At 63.7% G+C, this 14,212-nt stretch carries 14 protein-coding genes; 8 read left to right on the plus strand and 6 right to left on the minus strand.

Features of this window, described 5'->3' with window-relative positions; translation table 11 throughout:
* Positions 1-60 precede the first annotated feature (60 nt).
* A complete protein-coding gene (locus AC3WTE_RS30030) occupies positions 61-1,155 on the minus strand; it encodes an AI-2E family transporter (RefSeq protein WP_492443099.1) in 1,095 nt (364 codons plus the stop codon).
* Between AC3WTE_RS30030 and AC3WTE_RS30035 the strand changes: the two genes are divergently transcribed.
* Positions 1,108-1,431, plus strand: a complete 324-nt coding sequence (locus AC3WTE_RS30035; RefSeq protein ID WP_492443128.1) for a hypothetical protein — start codon at positions 1,108-1,110, stop codon at positions 1,429-1,431. The two genes, AC3WTE_RS30030 and AC3WTE_RS30035, sit on opposite strands and share 48 nt — an antisense overlap.
* Before the next feature lie 606 nt (positions 1,432-2,037).
* Here the strand turns inward: AC3WTE_RS30035 and AC3WTE_RS30040 are convergent.
* The 3 genes from AC3WTE_RS30040 to AC3WTE_RS30050 form a co-directional block, all read right to left on the minus strand.
* Positions 2,038-2,514 (minus strand): DUF309 domain-containing protein, encoded by a 477-nt coding sequence (locus AC3WTE_RS30040; protein ID WP_492443100.1) that lies wholly within the window; start codon positions 2,512-2,514, stop codon positions 2,038-2,040.
* Positions 2,515-2,589: 75 nt separating this feature from the next.
* Positions 2,590-4,236 (minus strand): ribosomal protection-like ABC-F family protein, encoded by a 1,647-nt coding sequence (gene abc-f, locus AC3WTE_RS30045; protein ID WP_492443101.1) that lies wholly within the window; start codon positions 4,234-4,236, stop codon positions 2,590-2,592.
* 46 nt (positions 4,237-4,282) lie between these two features.
* Positions 4,283-4,939: a TetR/AcrR family transcriptional regulator gene (locus AC3WTE_RS30050; protein WP_492443126.1), complete on the minus strand. Its 657-nt coding sequence runs from the start codon at positions 4,937-4,939 to the stop codon at positions 4,283-4,285.
* 132 nt (positions 4,940-5,071) lie between these two features.
* Here AC3WTE_RS30050 and AC3WTE_RS30055 point away from each other — a divergent pair, with 132 nt between their 5' ends.
* From AC3WTE_RS30055 to AC3WTE_RS30080, 6 genes are all read left to right on the plus strand, one after another.
* Positions 5,072-5,443 (plus strand): DUF732 domain-containing protein, encoded by a 372-nt coding sequence (locus AC3WTE_RS30055; RefSeq protein WP_492443102.1) that lies wholly within the window; start codon positions 5,072-5,074, stop codon positions 5,441-5,443.
* Positions 5,440-5,892, plus strand: a complete 453-nt coding sequence (locus tag AC3WTE_RS30060; protein ID WP_492443103.1) for a DUF5078 domain-containing protein — start codon at positions 5,440-5,442, stop codon at positions 5,890-5,892. The genes AC3WTE_RS30055 and AC3WTE_RS30060 overlap by 4 nt, the downstream gene beginning before the upstream one ends.
* Positions 5,893-6,137: 245 nt before the next feature.
* Positions 6,138-6,563 (plus strand): MmpS family transport accessory protein, encoded by a 426-nt coding sequence (locus AC3WTE_RS30065; RefSeq protein WP_492443104.1) that lies wholly within the window; start codon positions 6,138-6,140, stop codon positions 6,561-6,563.
* Positions 6,560-9,457: an MMPL/RND family transporter gene (locus AC3WTE_RS30070; protein WP_492443105.1), complete on the plus strand. Its 2,898-nt coding sequence runs from the start codon at positions 6,560-6,562 to the stop codon at positions 9,455-9,457. Before AC3WTE_RS30065 ends, AC3WTE_RS30070 begins: the two co-directional genes overlap by 4 nt.
* A gap of 356 nt (positions 9,458-9,813) precedes the next feature.
* Entirely contained in the window at positions 9,814-10,323 is a 510-nt protein-coding gene (locus tag AC3WTE_RS30075) for a hypothetical protein (protein ID WP_492443106.1), read from the plus strand.
* Positions 10,324-10,427: 104 nt separating this feature from the next.
* Positions 10,428-10,856 carry a pyridoxamine 5'-phosphate oxidase family protein gene (locus AC3WTE_RS30080; protein ID WP_492443107.1) on the plus strand — a complete coding sequence of 143 codons (429 nt, stop codon included), beginning with the start codon at positions 10,428-10,430 and terminating at the stop codon, positions 10,854-10,856.
* Between the two features lie 121 nt (positions 10,857-10,977).
* Here AC3WTE_RS30080 and AC3WTE_RS30085 read toward each other — a convergent pair whose 3' ends face one another.
* The gene (locus AC3WTE_RS30085; protein WP_492443108.1) at positions 10,978-11,874 is read right to left on the minus strand and encodes an oxidoreductase; all 897 of its coding nucleotides are present in this window, start codon (positions 11,872-11,874) and stop codon (positions 10,978-10,980) included.
* Positions 11,875-11,996: 122 nt separating this feature from the next.
* On the opposite strand from AC3WTE_RS30085, the gene AC3WTE_RS30090 reads away from it, so the two are divergent.
* Complete coding sequence (locus AC3WTE_RS30090; protein ID WP_492443109.1) at positions 11,997-12,440, plus strand: winged helix-turn-helix transcriptional regulator; 444 nt, start codon at positions 11,997-11,999, stop codon at positions 12,438-12,440.
* A 159-nt stretch (positions 12,441-12,599) separates the two neighbouring features.
* On the opposite strand, the gene AC3WTE_RS30095 is transcribed toward AC3WTE_RS30090, so the two are convergent.
* Positions 12,600-13,907 carry a lipase family protein gene (locus AC3WTE_RS30095; RefSeq protein WP_492443127.1) on the minus strand — a complete coding sequence of 436 codons (1,308 nt, stop codon included), beginning with the start codon at positions 13,905-13,907 and terminating at the stop codon, positions 12,600-12,602.
* Positions 13,908-14,212 lie beyond the last annotated feature (305 nt).

Raw genomic sequence — 14,212 nt, forward strand, 5'->3', positions numbered from 1 at the left:
CCCGAACTGTCCGGAAAAGGACGGCCATTGATGCTTGGCTCCGTATCGAGGCGATGGGGATCAGACCTCGTCGAGGCGGGGGTAGAGCACTTCCTGGGTGAGTAGCTGCATAGCCGCGGCGATCGGAATGGCCACGAGTGCCCCCACGATACCCAGCAGCGTGCCGCCGATGAGGACGGCGACGACGGTGGTCAGGGCGGGTACCTTCACCGCCCGGCCGATTATTCTGGGCACCAGGAGATAGTCCTCGGCGAGCCGAAACACGACGAAGAACACGATCGTGGCGACACAGACCTGCAGCGAGACGGTCAGCGCCACCGCGGCGACGGCAACGCCGGCGATCGTCGAGCCGACGACCGGCACAAGATCCAGAAGTGCCACGAAGATTCCCAGCAGCAAGGGATATGGGACGTCGAACGCTGACAGCCAGATGAATGTGGCGGACCCCGCGATGACCGAGATCGCGACGTTGCCAAGCACATACGCGCCGACCTTGGCGAACACTTCGTCGCCGATCAAGATCGCACGCGGGCGGCGAGTATTGGGTACCAGTCGGTACAGGGTGGTGCGGATACGGGGCAGGTCGATCAAGAAATACACCGTTAAGACGATGACAATCAGGGAGTCGGCCACCACACCGACGACCGCGCTTCCAGCCCTGAAAACGTCGTTGACGATTGATCCTCCCGAACCACTCACCGCATCGGTGATCCGTTGTTGTAAATGGAAGCGATCGTTGAGCTGACCGATAACCGACGAATGATCTTGCAGCCGCTGAAGATATTGCGGCGCTTGGTGGACGAGCTCGCCCGCTTGCTCCATCAAAGGTGGAATCGCCGCTGCCACGAAGAACACCATCGCCAGCACGAAGAGCAGGAACACCAGGGTCGTAGCGAACCAGCGCGGTAGCTTCCGATTGACCAGCCACAACGTCGCGGGTTCCAACCCGAGCGCGAGAAAGAACGCGACGCCGATCAGCACCAAAATCGGCGACACCGACTCGAAAACCCGAACGGCTCCGTAGGTCACCGCGACCCCCGCCGACGCGGTCAACCCGATCCAGAACGGGGACCGGCGATCGAACCGCCTTCCGCGTGAGCCCAAGGGTTGCTCCTCGGAACTCATTTCGGCTGCGAGAACTTCGGCCTCAGCCACGGGGCCCGCCTCGCCGGAATCGAGCTGAGCGATCGGGTCATGGTGCCTCTCCTCGGCACCATCGTGCTCGAAGGAACCGCCTTCGTCGACGTCCGCCATGTCGTGCCTCCGATTCTCGGTGCCGATCCGCCCACGGCACAAGCGAAGTCACGCTACGCCCGTACGCGCCCTCGTCGACGCAGCTTCGCGATGCGCATCTGCAACCCTGGCGCGACGACGACGCCGTTGCCGCACGATGCCCACAAGAAGGACCTGCCCGGCGAGGGCGTGGTGTGACCCGGGGGGGGGATGGCTCTGCCGTCGGCACCTTTCACTGCGAATCGAGGGCTGCGAGTGTAGCGTCAACAACGTTGAGAAATCAGCCAGTCCGGGCTGAGGCCAGCCGTCCGCTGCTGCCTTCGTTGAGCACTTGCTCGCGCCGGACGCTCCGGTGACCACCGTTATCCCGGGGAATCACCATGAACATACTGACGGCACTCGACCCCATTCATCTTCCTACACCAGTGTTTACGCTCGCATCCGCGCTGCACTGGCTTGGGCATGACTGCCCGGATCACTGCCCGGGCACGATCGGCGGTCTTACCGCATCGGTATGGTTTCTGCGGCGTGGTCCGCAATTTTTGGCCTCGCCCCCGGAAACGCTGATTCTACTCGACCCCACCGAGACTGGTAAAGCGCTCGCTGACGTCCGTCGGGCGATCTACCGGGTCGACTCGTGCACACGTGGTGAGTCCATTCACGTCCGCCACCGCCGCGACAGCGAGCACGGACCGGTGCTCGCCGGCGCATGGGGAAGCGTCGTGGCGGGCAACGGGACAAACCTCCCCCAGTGCACCGGCCAATGACGGCCTCATACGTTCCCCGGTAGTGCTGTTACACCAACTAGCGTGTCGTCAGCGGCGGGCAGAGTCGGGTCGGTGAGATCTCGCCGCGCGCGGCAAGGTCGGATACCAGCGCCCCGGCCCAGCGGCCAAGGCCGTCGATGTCTACGAAGTAAGGCGCTGGATGGTCCACCTCACCCAGGCGACTGGACCCGCGCTGCAGCAGAGCGATCGCACCGTTGCGGTTCCCACGCTGGACGTGAGTGATGCCGACTGCGAGCTGGGCCAGCCCTTGCCACAGCGGCCTCTCGTCGTCGGGTCCATTCTTCCACGCCGCCTCGAGAACCTCGTGCGCGTTGAACGCGAGGCCCTGGTCCAGCAGTTCGTGGGCATAGGCGAGGGATTCGGCCGGCGACAGCTCGAGGTCGTCTGGGACCCGGGGAATGCCCTCGCTGCCCGCCGGAAGGGGGCGGCCAAGCGCGTCGCGGGGTCGATCGTTGCGAGGCCGCCCGGACTCGTCACGGTCGCGTTCTGTCATAGTCCCATTAGACCGGTCGCCAGCCCTCGCAGTCGAGGCCGGTGCCTCACGGCCGCGGCCATGCAAGTACGCCGGCTACAGCTCTGTCACGCGCCCGCCCTCGACCAGCCACGCGCGATCCAACCGAACGTTCTGCAGCATCCGGCGGTCATGGGTCACCAGCAAGAGTGCTCCATCGTAGGTCTTGAGCGCTTCTTCGAGCTGCTCGATGGCCGCGAGGTCCAGATGGTTGGTCGGCTCATCGAGAACCAATACGTTCGTGCCGCGGGCCTGCAGCAGCGCGAGGCCCGCGCGGGTGCGCTCACCGGGCGACAGCTCCTCGACCGTACGTTCCACATGGTCGGCCCGTAGCCCAAACTTCGCGAGCAGCGTGCGCACATCCGCGGTGGTCCACGACGGCACGTGTTGTTCGAAGCGATCGACGAGTCGGGCGGTACCGGTGAAATCAGCACGCGCCTGGTCGATTTCACCGATGGCGACATTGGTGCCCAGACTCGCCCGGCCCTCATCGGGCTGCTGCCGGCCGAGCAGCAGCCGCAACAGGGTCGACTTGCCGGCCCCATTTGGTCCGGTGATACCGATGCGCTCGCCGGCGTCAACCTGCAGCGACACCGGCCCGAGAACGAAATCCCCTTGCCGCACAACGGCGTTATCCAGCGTCGCGACGACCGAACTCGACCGTGGCGCGGACCCGATGGTGAACTGGAGCGTCCATTCCTTGCGCGGCTCCTCGACTTCCTCGAGGCGAGCGATCCGGCTCTCCATCTGCCGGACCTTCTGCGCCTGTTTCTCGCTGGACTCGGTTTGTGCGCTACGCCGATTCTTGTCGTTGTCGGGGGCCTTGCGCATCGCGTTGCGCACACCCTGGCTCGACCACTCCCGTTGTGTACGTGCGCGCGCCACCAGATCGGCCTTCTTCTCGGCGAACTCGTCGTACTGTTCGCGCCGGTGTCGACGCGCGACCTCACGCTCGTCCAGATAACTCTCGTAGCCGCCGCCGTAGACGGTGGTCCTGTTCTGCGCCAGATCGAGTTCGAGCACGCGGGTTACCGTGCGAGCCAGGAACTCTCGATCGTGGCTGACCAGCACGACACCACCCCTGAGGTTACCGACGATCTCTTCCAGCCGAGCCAGCCCGTCCAGGTCCAGATCGTTGGTCGGCTCATCGAGCAGGACGATGTCGAAACGGGACAGCATCAGCGCCGCCAGCCCCACTCGCGCTGCCTGGCCACCCGACAACGCCGTCATCAAAGTCGATTCCGGCCGCACCGCATCGGAGTCGAGCCCCAGGTCGGCCAGCACTGCCGGCAGCCGTTCGTCGAGGTCCGCCGCACCTGTCGCGAGCCAATGATCCAACGCAGCGGCGTAGCAGTCGGCGTCCGCATTCGGATCTGCCAGGGCCTCCGCCGCGGCGTCCATCGCCTGCGTCGCGGCGGCGCAGCCCGTGCGGCGCGCGACGTACGCGGCGACGGTCTCCCCCGGCACCCGCTCGTGCTCCTGTGGCAACCACCCGACGAATGCGTCGGCCGGCGCGAGGCTGACCGATCCCTCGAGCGGTGCGAGTTCTCCCGCCAGGATTCGCAGCAGCGTGCTCTTACCGGCACCGTTGGACCCGACCACGCCGATCACATCACCGGGCGCCACCGTCACGTCGAGCCGTTCGAAGAGCGTGCGGTGGGCAAATCCGCCGGCCAGATTGGTCGTGACGAGCGTCGCGGTCATGGCTCAATCGTCGCATTGCCGCCGCACGCCGCCACTACGTGTGGACTCAGGACGTCGGCGACGACGTGGTCATGGCGATCGCGGCCTGGTCCTCATCGAGGGCCTCGACCGGCAGGGCGTCCTGCCCCTCGCGATTGCGCAGCCCGTCGAGGAAGATCGCCACGTACCGGCGCCAGAGGTCGGCGTCGACATGCCCGGCGAATTCGCTGACGGTGCCTGCCAAGAGACCCAGGATCGGCATGTCACTGTCGGAGATGCCGGGTCGCAGATAGCCATCTTTTTGGGCGCGCTCAACAAGTTTCGCGATCTTCGGGACCAGGCGGGTACGTGCCGCGTCCACCCGATTGCCGCAACCGTTCTGGCTGTACAGGATTTCTCGGAGGCCTCGATCGGTGGCCGTCTGCTGGCACATCTGCTCCACGAACCAGGCGAATCCCTGCCAGGAATCGTCGAACTCCGATGCCGTGTCGGCCACCGCGGCGATCTCGTCGATCGCGTCCTCGAAGATGGCCTCGAACAACTCGTCTTTCGTGGGGAACCTGCGATACACGGTGCCTACGCCGATCCCACCGTGGTGCGCCACCTCATTGAGCGTCGCGCTCAGGCCTCGTGTCGCGAACAGATCGCGGGCCGCGTCGATCACTCGCTGACGATTGCGCACAGCATCCTTGCGCAACGGTCGATCTGTGGTCGGGCGGGTCATCACCCACGCAGTGTAATCCGAGACACTATTGAGGTAAGTGGATTGACGCCATCCACTTACCTCAATAGTTTCATAGCGGACAACTGCGATCGGCCGACGATTGCGGCGATCCGCGACAGAAGGGCGCGCTGCATGACGCGACATCACCGGGCCGTACTTGCGGTGGCCGCCGCCGGTATCGGAATCGTTGCGGCAGTGTTCAATTCGGGGCCCGCGCACGCCGATCCCGACACCGACTTCGCGAATCAGTTGCACGCCTACGGGATCTATGGCCCGAAGGACTACAACGCCTGGCTGGGCAAGATCACCTGCCAGCGGTTGAGCAACAACGTCGACCACGACGCGTATCAGTCGGCAAAGTTCGTCGCGACCAACCTGGCGCGACAGAACGCCACCCAGCAGAACTGGCAGTTCCTCGGCGCCGCAATAGATTTCTACTGCCCCGACAAGCGGTCGGTACTGGAAGACGCCGCCCATCAGTCGCCGACAGGAGGCCGCGCATGACGCTTCGAACGCTGGCCGTGGCTTTCGGCCTTGCGGCGGCAGCCCTGGCGCCGGCAAGTACTGCCGCCGCCGATGCGACAGACGACTACCCGATCCCGCACCGGATCATCACCACTACCTGCGATGCCGAGCAGTACCTGCAGGCCGTACGTGATACCAGCCCGGTGTACTACCAGCGCTACATGATCGACCGGAACAACCGTCCCGCCGACATCCAGCAGATGGCGCAGGACCGCATCCATTGGTTCTTCGCCCTGGATCCGGCCGCCCGGCGGCAGTACTCCGAAGACACCGCCACCAACGTCTACTACGAGCAGGTGGCAACCCACTGGGGCAACTGGGCCAAGGTGTTCTTCAACAACAAGGGTGTGGTCGCCAAGGCCACGGACGTGTGCATGAACTACCCCGCCGGCAATATGCAGGTCTGGGACTTCGCCTCCAACAGCTGAGTGATGTGTGCCTGCGTTTCTCTGCTGACCAGGGATTTTCCGGCGCCGTTCGCTTTTGCGCCGACTCGGCAGGAATGCCGTGGGCATGCCTCGGGTTGTAACGAAGACGACATATAAATGGATGGACTCTATCCACTTTTTCCGTTAGGTTACCTATCTAGATGTACCCGGGGGCCCACCAACGGTGGTGTGTGTCTCCGCATGCCCGACGACCGCGCGGTCGGCAACTTCTGAAGAAGGCAGCGATGACAAGAGTGTTTCGGCGGGCATGGCTACCGCTACTGGTGATCGTCGCGGTCGCCGCCGGTGTGGTGATCGTGTCGAACGTCCGCCAGGTCTTTGGCTCGAATCCCGTGGTGATCACCGAGAAGAGCTCGGACAACGCGGAGGACTTCAACCCCAAATTCGTCAAATACGAGATTTTCGGCACGGGTAACACCGCAGTCGTCAACTACATGGACCTCGAAGGCAAGCCACAGCGCGCCGCGGGGGTGTCATTGCCGTGGACGTTGACGCTGTCGACCACCCTGCCCTCGGTGCAGCCCAACATTCTGGCCCAGAGCGACGGCAACAGCATCAGCTGCCGGGTCAGTGTCGATGACGTGGTCAAAGAAGAGAGGACCGCCACCGGTATGAACGCCGAAACCTTCTGCTTTGTGAAGGCCGCATGAGCGCGCCGGCCGACGAGGCCCAGACCGACGCCATTCCGGTGGTAGAGAACAAGGGGCACAAGGGGATACCGCGGTTCCTCCGCCGGTTCGCGGTGCTGATCATCCTGGCGTGGATCGGGGTCATCGCCGCGCTGAACACCGTCGTCCCGCAGCTCGAGGAAGTCGGCAAGCTGCGCGCGGTGTCCATGAGCCCGAACGACGCACCTTCGATGATCGCCACCAAACGCGTCGGCAAGGTGTTCGACGAATACAGCACCAGCAGTTCGGTGATGATCGTGCTCGAGGGCGACAATCCGCTGGGAGCCGACGCGCACGCGTTCTACGACAAGATGGTCCGTGACCTGCGAGCTGATACCACCCACGTGCAGCACGTCCAGGACTTCTGGGGCGACACCCTGACCGCAAAGGGTGCGCAGAGCCGCGACGGCAAGGCCGCCTATGTTCAGGTCTACATCGCCGGTGACCAAGGTGAGACGCTGGCCAACGAGTCGGTGGCCGCGGTGCGCCACATCGCCACCGAAAGCCCTGCTCCGCCCGGGGTGAAAGCCTATGTGACCGGTCCCGCGGCGACCAGCACCGATCAGAACGTCGTCGGTGACAAGAGCATGGAGATGATCGAACTGGTCACCTTCGGCGTCATCGCGGTCATGCTGCTCTTGGTCTACCGATCCGTCATCGCGACCTTGCTCGTGCTGGTGATGGTGGTGCTCGAGCTCTCCGGGGCGCGCGGTCTGGTGGCATTCCTGGGCTACCACAACGTTTTTGGACTGACCACCTTCGCGACCAATCTGCTGGTGACGCTGGCGATCGCCGCCGCGACGGATTACGTCATCTTCCTGATCGGGCGTTATCAGGAAGCGCGGCGGGCCGGAGAAGACCGAGAATCGGCCTACTACACCATGTTTCACGGCACCGCGCACGTGGTGCTGGCCTCGGGCCTGACCATTGCCGGCGCCACCTTGTGCCTGCACTTCACCCGGTTGCCGTACTTCCAGACCATGGGCTTCCCGCTGGCCATCGGCATGGTGATGGTAGTCGCGATGGCGCTGACCCTGGGGCCCGCAGTCATCGCGGTCGCAACCCGCTTCCGACGCGTCCTCGAGCCCCGAAAGAACACGAGAACCGCCGGCTGGCATCGGGTCGGCACCGCGACGGTGCGCTGGCCCGGCGCCATCCTGGTCGGCGCCGTGGTGGCGGCACTGGTCGGCCTGATCGCACTGCCGGGCTATCACACCATCTACGACGACCGGATCTACCTGCCCAAGGACATCCCCGCCAACGTCGGCTATGACGCTGCGTTCCGGCACTTTTCGCAGGCCAAGATGAACCCGGACCTGATGATGGTCGAGTCCGATCGCGATCTGCGGAACCCGGCCGACTTCCTGGTGATCGACAAGATCGCCAAGGCGCTGAAGAACGTGCACGGAATTGCCCAGGTGCAGACCATCACCCGACCCGACGGTGACCCGATCAAGCACTCGACGATCCCGTACACCGTCGGACAGAGCGGCTCCACGCAGCTCATGAACAACGACTACACGCAGACCAATCTGAACAATCTGCTCTCTCAGGCCGACGATCTGCAGAACAGCATCGACGCCATGACCGAGATGATGAGCGTCCAGAAAGATCTGGCAGCGGTGTCGCAGCGGATGGCCGACAAGATGAAGACCACCTCGGAGGACATGGGTGACACCCGAGATCACCTGTCGGACTTCGATGATTTCTTCCGGCCCATGCGCAACTACTTCTACTGGGAACCGCACTGCTTCGACATCCCGGTGTGCTGGTCCATGCGGTCGGTCTTCGAGAGCATCGACGGCATCAGCTTGATGTCCGATGACTTCCAGGCCATTGTTCCCGACATGCAGCGCATGGCCGACCTGATGCCCAAGATGGTCGCGACCATGCCCAAGCAGATCGCGTCGATGAAGCATCAGAAGCAGGTGCTGCTGAACCAGTACCAGATGCAGAAGGCGCAGCAGGATCAGACCATCGCGATGCAGAAGACCGGCACCGCGATGAGCGAGGCGTTCGACGCGGCCAAGAACGATGATTCGTTCTACCTGCCGCCGGAAGCCTTTGAGACCGCAGATTTCCAGCGGGGTCTCAAGCTGTTCATGTCGCCCGACGGACATGCGGTGCGGTTCACCATCATTCACCAAGGTAACCCGCTCACACAGGAGGGCACCTCGCGCATCGAACCGCTCAAGGTCGCGGCGGCCGACGCGATCAAGGGCACGCCCCTCGAGGGCTCGTCGATCTACCTCGGTGGCAGCGCAGCCATGTACAACGACATGCAGATCGGCGCCGACTACGACCTGATGATCGTCGCGGCCGCGGCGCTGATCCTGATCTTCATCATCATGTTGGTCCTCACCCGCGCGGTCGTCGCATCGGCGGTGATCGTCGGCACCGTGGTCCTCAGCCTGGCATCGGCCTTCGGTCTCTCGGTACTGCTCTGGCAGCACATCGTGGGGATTCCGTTGCACTGGATGGTGTTACCGATGTCGGTCATCGTGCTGCTGGCCGTGGGCGCGGACTACAACCTGCTGCTGGTCTCCCGCATCAAGGAGGAAATCCACGCGGGGCTGAACACGTGCATCATCCGCGCCATGGTGGGCACCGGTTCCGTGGTCACCTCGGCGGGCCTGGTGTTTGCCTTCACCATGATGTCGATGTCGGTGAGCAAGCTGATCATCATCGGTCAGGTCGGTACGACCATCGGTCTGGGTCTGCTGTTCGACACGCTGGTGGTGCGGTCGCTGATGACGCCATCGATCGCCAGCCTGCTCGGACGCTGGTTCTGGTGGCCGCAGCGCGTGCGTCAGCGCCCGATTCCGCAGCCCTGGCCGAAGCCGGTCCAAAGTGAATCCGAGCTGACGTCAGTCTGAGGCCTGTGCGTCACCGCTTTCACGTGGTGACGCACAGGTACTCGCAATCCAGCACGGCAGGACCGTTGCCGCGGTCGATTTTCGGGCCGGGACGACGAGCTCGTCTTCGAGGGTTGGCGGTGCGGTCGGGGTGGGCGGCGATGTTGCGGTAGACGGAGATAGTCGGGCCGTACCGGGCTCTGAAGTAGTCCCGGAAGTGTTCGGGCCAGGCGACGGTTGGGCATATCTTTCGCAGACAGAGCGTTATCAATGTTTGTCTCAATTGTCACATGGGTACCGTTGATAACAGCACCCCAGTACGGGTGCGACTGTCGACAGCAAGTCCATACGAAGAAAGAGCCGAATGGGTTATCGCTATGAACACTGTCTTGCACTTCAGCACCAGCGGCACCGTCTATGAAACCCGTGCCTACACACCGGCCGACATCACTCAACTGATTCAGAATCAGCGACTTCAATGCCTGACCAGCGCTGACCGCCAGTTCGACTTCTGGTTCGCGCCCATGTCACGCCGATGCCAGCGCCGGGTCAACCGAACCGCAACCGAACTCCTGCTGGCAACAACGACTTTCACCGCCCGAACCGTGCCGTTGCTGCGTGGCTCCATCGTCCTGGCCAGTCATGACGCCGATGGGGATCTGGACGGGCTGAGCTGGCTCCAGTTGGACCTGCTGACCCGGCTCAATCACACGGTCACCAATCGCGACCGACGGATTCTCAACCGGCGCATCGCCCGAGATGAGCGTCGCCTGCGTCGCGAGGCGGCCGCGGGCACGACCCAAGCTCCCTCCCAGTCGAGGGCGGCCTCGGCTCCGAAAGCTGAAACAGCCTCGCGTGGAGCTGGTTTCGCCGCCTCAACACGGTGATGAGCGCACGCTGCGCGCAACGTCGGCGCCAGAGCATTCAGCGTCCGTGAGCTAGGCGGGAAAGCCACGGAATACGCCCACGACTTGTCGTGTTGGCTGACAGCATGAAGCCCTTCACGGTAGAGCAGCGGCAGAATTTCCTCGCGGACAAGCACGTTGGAGTCTTATCCGTCTCGGCCGATCAGGGCAGGCCACCGGCGAGTGTGCCGATTTGGTACGACTACACCCCCGACGGGCTCATCCGGATCAACACGGGCGCGGCCTCACGCAAGGCCCGGCTGATCGAGCGAGCCGGTGCAGTGACACTGGTTGTCCAGCGCGAAGACCCGCCCTACCAGTACGTGATCGTCGAGGGGACCGTCGTGGAGGCGACCAGCCCGGCACCACTGGAGGTGCGCGAAGCCATCGCCATTCGCTATCTCGGCGAAGAGGATGGACGAGCGTTCGTCGAAGGGATGCGCGATATGGCCACCGTGCTGTTCACCGTGCGTCCTGACCGCTGGATCACGGCCGACTACTCCGACGGCGAGTAGCGTCAGGCCGCCGATCCGAACGCCGGTCAAACGACTTTCGATCACCCCAACAGTCGGGATGGGGCGAATCGCTGTTCGGGATCGACGGCTGACACATCCCATGGCATGGGGACACGACGAGTTACCCTCTCGCGGCCACGATCTCACCGCCGATGCCGTTCAACTCCCGCAGGTCCTCTTCAGTGAGTAACAATGTTGCACCGGCAATGTTTTCGCGCAGATGAGCAACCGACGACGTACCAGCAATGAGCAAGATGTTCGGCGACCGCTGCAGTAGCCAGGCCAAGGCGACCGACAGCGGCGTCGACCCCCGTCGGGTGGCCACAGTCGTCAGCGCCCGTGACTGGAGTGGGCTGAAGCCGCCGAGCGGAAAGAATGGCACGTAGGCGATGCCGTCGCCAGCGAGGCGGTCAACCAGGGCGTCGTCATGGCGATGGGCCACGTTGTACATGTTCTGCACACACACCACCGGCGCGATCGACCGCGCGTCCGCAAGCTGCTCATCGGTGACGTTGCTGACACCAAGATGGCGAATCAATCCCTCCCGTTGTAACTCCGCAAGCGCCTCGAACGGTTCGACGATCGAATCCGGCTGAATGCCGGTGGCATCGCCCATGCGCATGTTCACCAGATCGAGGACGTCGACGCCTAGTGCATCCAGGTTTTCCTGGACCTGCCGGCGTAGGTCCTGGGGTCGGCGCGCCGGGGGCCAGCCGCCGTGAGCGTCCCGCACCGCCCCCACCTTGGTGGCGATGAACAGCGAAGACGGATACGGATGCAGTGCTTGGCGGATCAACTCATTGGTGACACGGGGACCGTATGCGTCGCTGGTGTCGAAATGCGTGATCCCCGCGTCTACGGCCGCACGCAGGACTGCCAGTGCGCCGTCACGGTCTGCCGGTGGTCCCATAACCCCTGGCCCGGCGAGTTGCATTGCGCCGTAACCGAAGCGGGTTACGGCGCAATCACCCAAATTCCACGTGCCACCGGGAAGCGGCGTCGGGGATACGTCGTTCATGGTGTCTCTCCTTGGTGAAGGGTGGTATCTCCTCATCTGATTACGTGATTATTGGAAGAATGCTTCCCAATCGGGAGTAGGCACTTCAAAGTGCGTAACCCCCCTTACGGTAAGAGGTGACCATGGCAAGAAGTAAGGCCGTCGAGCGCGCGGAAGCCAAGACGGCGTACAACGCATTCCTGGCGGTGTGCCCCAGCCGACAATTACTCGAGCGGATCTCCAACAAATGGGTGGTGCTGATTCTCTGCGCCCTGGGCGGAGACGCCACAGCCCCGAACAGTGCGCCGAATAGTCCACGTGCGCTGCGCTATTCGGAGCTGTCGCGCCTGCTGGCCGGGGTGAGCCAGAAGATGCTCACCCAAACGTTGCGCTCTCTCGAACGTGACGGCCTGGTCACCCGAGATGTCATCGCCACCGTGCCCGTCACCGTTGCCTACGAACTGACTCCCCTCGGACTATCGCTCTACGAGATGACCCGCGGAATCCGCTCCTGGGCCCAGGACCACATGGACGAGGTGCTCGCGCACCGCGATCAGTACGACGCCACCGCCGGGACCGCGCCCTAGCCTGGCGATTTACCGGGACAAACCGGCCCGATGACCGGCTTCCGCTGCGGGCCGGAACCCGCGCAGCACGGTGCCGAGGTGTCGACGCCAGAGGTCATCGGCACCACCTCAGATAGATGTCTGACTACCCGCACGACCCGCCTGAGTCCTTGAATGCGCTCATGCCCGCACAGATTCCCCCTGCACTTCCGCGCAGTTGGGTGTAGTGGGGACGTCATTGAACCGGTCTGCCAGCCAGGTCATGTTGCGCTCGCCGTCGACGTAGAGCGGCAGTAGGTTGTTGATGTCGAGTTTGTTGAACAGCGGCGGTTGTTCGTTGGTCCAGAACTGCACGTCGGCGCCTTTTGCGCACCAGTCAGCCGCAGTTTGATGGGCCACGTGGTAGGGAACCAGCGGATCAAACCTGTTGTGTGCGATATAGATTGGCCCGGTGGGTTTGACGTTGCCCACCCGCTGCGCCGCCAGCAGACTTTTGAACGGATCGTTGGAAACCAGCGTGTTCAAGTCGGTGTTGAACCAGAAGTCAAGATGCCGGAAGGCATAGTCGACCCCGCCCTGCAATAGGCAGGTGCGCCCGGACCAGTCGAGCATCTGTAAACCGCGCGGCGTCAACACGTCTCGAATCGATTGCTCGGTTTGTGGGTACGCGGCGATGATTCCGCGCAACAGATAACCCGCCAGCACGGCGAAGAAGTTCCCGTCGATCCCGGAGATCGTTTCGGCGATGTCAGTGACGGGTGCGTCGGCGAGTGTCCCGGCGATCTTCAGTTCCGGCGCGTACGTGGCTGCCTGCTCTGCCGCCGACAACGACGCCTGGCCACCCGACGCATATCCCCAAAATGCGACTGGTCCAAGCGGATCCAGCGACGTGCCAGGGAGCTTTTTGGCAGCACGAGCGGCGTCGAGCAGCGCCGTGCCGGCCGCAACCCGGTTCAGCCACTGCGGCGACTGCGGACCGTGCACACCCATGCCGACTCCGTCGGTGATGACCAACGCAAAGCCGCGCGCAAGCAAGGTTGCCCAGAAACCCTCCTCCATGTTGAACATGAGGTCGAAGCCCTGCGAGAAATGAATCCCCTGATTCAACAATCGCGATGGCGCACACTGCTCCCCCACCCCATAGGGACCCGTCGCATACGCCAACAGGGGGCGCGGTCCCTTACCCGGCCAGGGCACCGTGGGTTCGATGTAAGTTCCCGTCACCGCCACCGGACTGCCCTGGGCGTCGGTGCTGCGGTACATGATTCGGGTACCCGTGCCGACGTAGGCGCCCAACTGACCTGAGGGCTCCAGCCTCAGCGGAGAATCCTCGGTCCGGATCAGATCCCCTGGCTTACCCGCCGGCAGCGGCTCCGGCGGCGTGTAGAACTGCTCGTACAGCCGATCGTCAGCACGCGTGACCGGCGACCACGCCACACCCCCAATGGCCGCCAACGCGACAGCGGCAGACAGTGCCGCCAACTTCATCAGGACCGAGCGCGGCGCGCCTGACCGCTGCACATAACTCACGTCGAATCGACCTTTCCTCATCCCCGCTGCACGGGGTCCATGCCGGTGCATTGCGCAGACCGACCGACCCTGGCGGACCTGGCCCACCGAGTCGTGTGGCGACTCTCACAGTGAATTAGCCGGGGAATCTTGAACATTCGGCTCAGCAGTTTGAACAGGCGTGCTCGGCCGGGTGGCTCATGCGGGCCTGGGAGCAGCACCGCACGATCGTCCAAGAGGTTCGCCCACGAGTCCAAGCCATGGTGCCCCGGCGGCGGCAACCA

Source organism: Mycobacterium sp. FW102-FHT13B02 (assembly GCF_058790275.1).

Bases quoted from the DNA above. Each gene is read 5' to 3' on its own strand.
- AC3WTE_RS30040 (WP_492443100.1), bottom strand. From the start codon at position 2,514: ATGACAGAACGCGACCGTGACGAGTCCGGGCGGCCTCGCAACGATCGA.
- abc-f (WP_492443101.1), bottom strand. From the start codon at position 4,236: ATGACCGCGACGCTCGTCACGACCAATCTGGCCGGCGGATTTGCCCAC.
- AC3WTE_RS30050 (WP_492443126.1), bottom strand. From the start codon at position 4,939: ATGACCCGCCCGACCACAGATCGACCGTTGCGCAAGGATGCTGTGCGC.
- AC3WTE_RS30055 (WP_492443102.1), top strand. From the start codon at position 5,072: ATGACGCGACATCACCGGGCCGTACTTGCGGTGGCCGCCGCCGGTATC.
- AC3WTE_RS30060 (WP_492443103.1), top strand. From the start codon at position 5,440: ATGACGCTTCGAACGCTGGCCGTGGCTTTCGGCCTTGCGGCGGCAGCC.
- AC3WTE_RS30065 (WP_492443104.1), top strand. From the start codon at position 6,138: ATGACAAGAGTGTTTCGGCGGGCATGGCTACCGCTACTGGTGATCGTC.
- AC3WTE_RS30070 (WP_492443105.1), top strand. From the start codon at position 6,560: ATGAGCGCGCCGGCCGACGAGGCCCAGACCGACGCCATTCCGGTGGTA.
- AC3WTE_RS30075 (WP_492443106.1), top strand. From the start codon at position 9,814: ATGAACACTGTCTTGCACTTCAGCACCAGCGGCACCGTCTATGAAACC.
- AC3WTE_RS30080 (WP_492443107.1), top strand. From the start codon at position 10,428: ATGAAGCCCTTCACGGTAGAGCAGCGGCAGAATTTCCTCGCGGACAAG.
- AC3WTE_RS30085 (WP_492443108.1), bottom strand. From the start codon at position 11,874: ATGAACGACGTATCCCCGACGCCGCTTCCCGGTGGCACGTGGAATTTG.
- AC3WTE_RS30090 (WP_492443109.1), top strand. From the start codon at position 11,997: ATGGCAAGAAGTAAGGCCGTCGAGCGCGCGGAAGCCAAGACGGCGTAC.
- AC3WTE_RS30095 (WP_492443127.1), bottom strand. From the start codon at position 13,907: ATGAAGTTGGCGGCACTGTCTGCCGCTGTCGCGTTGGCGGCCATTGGG.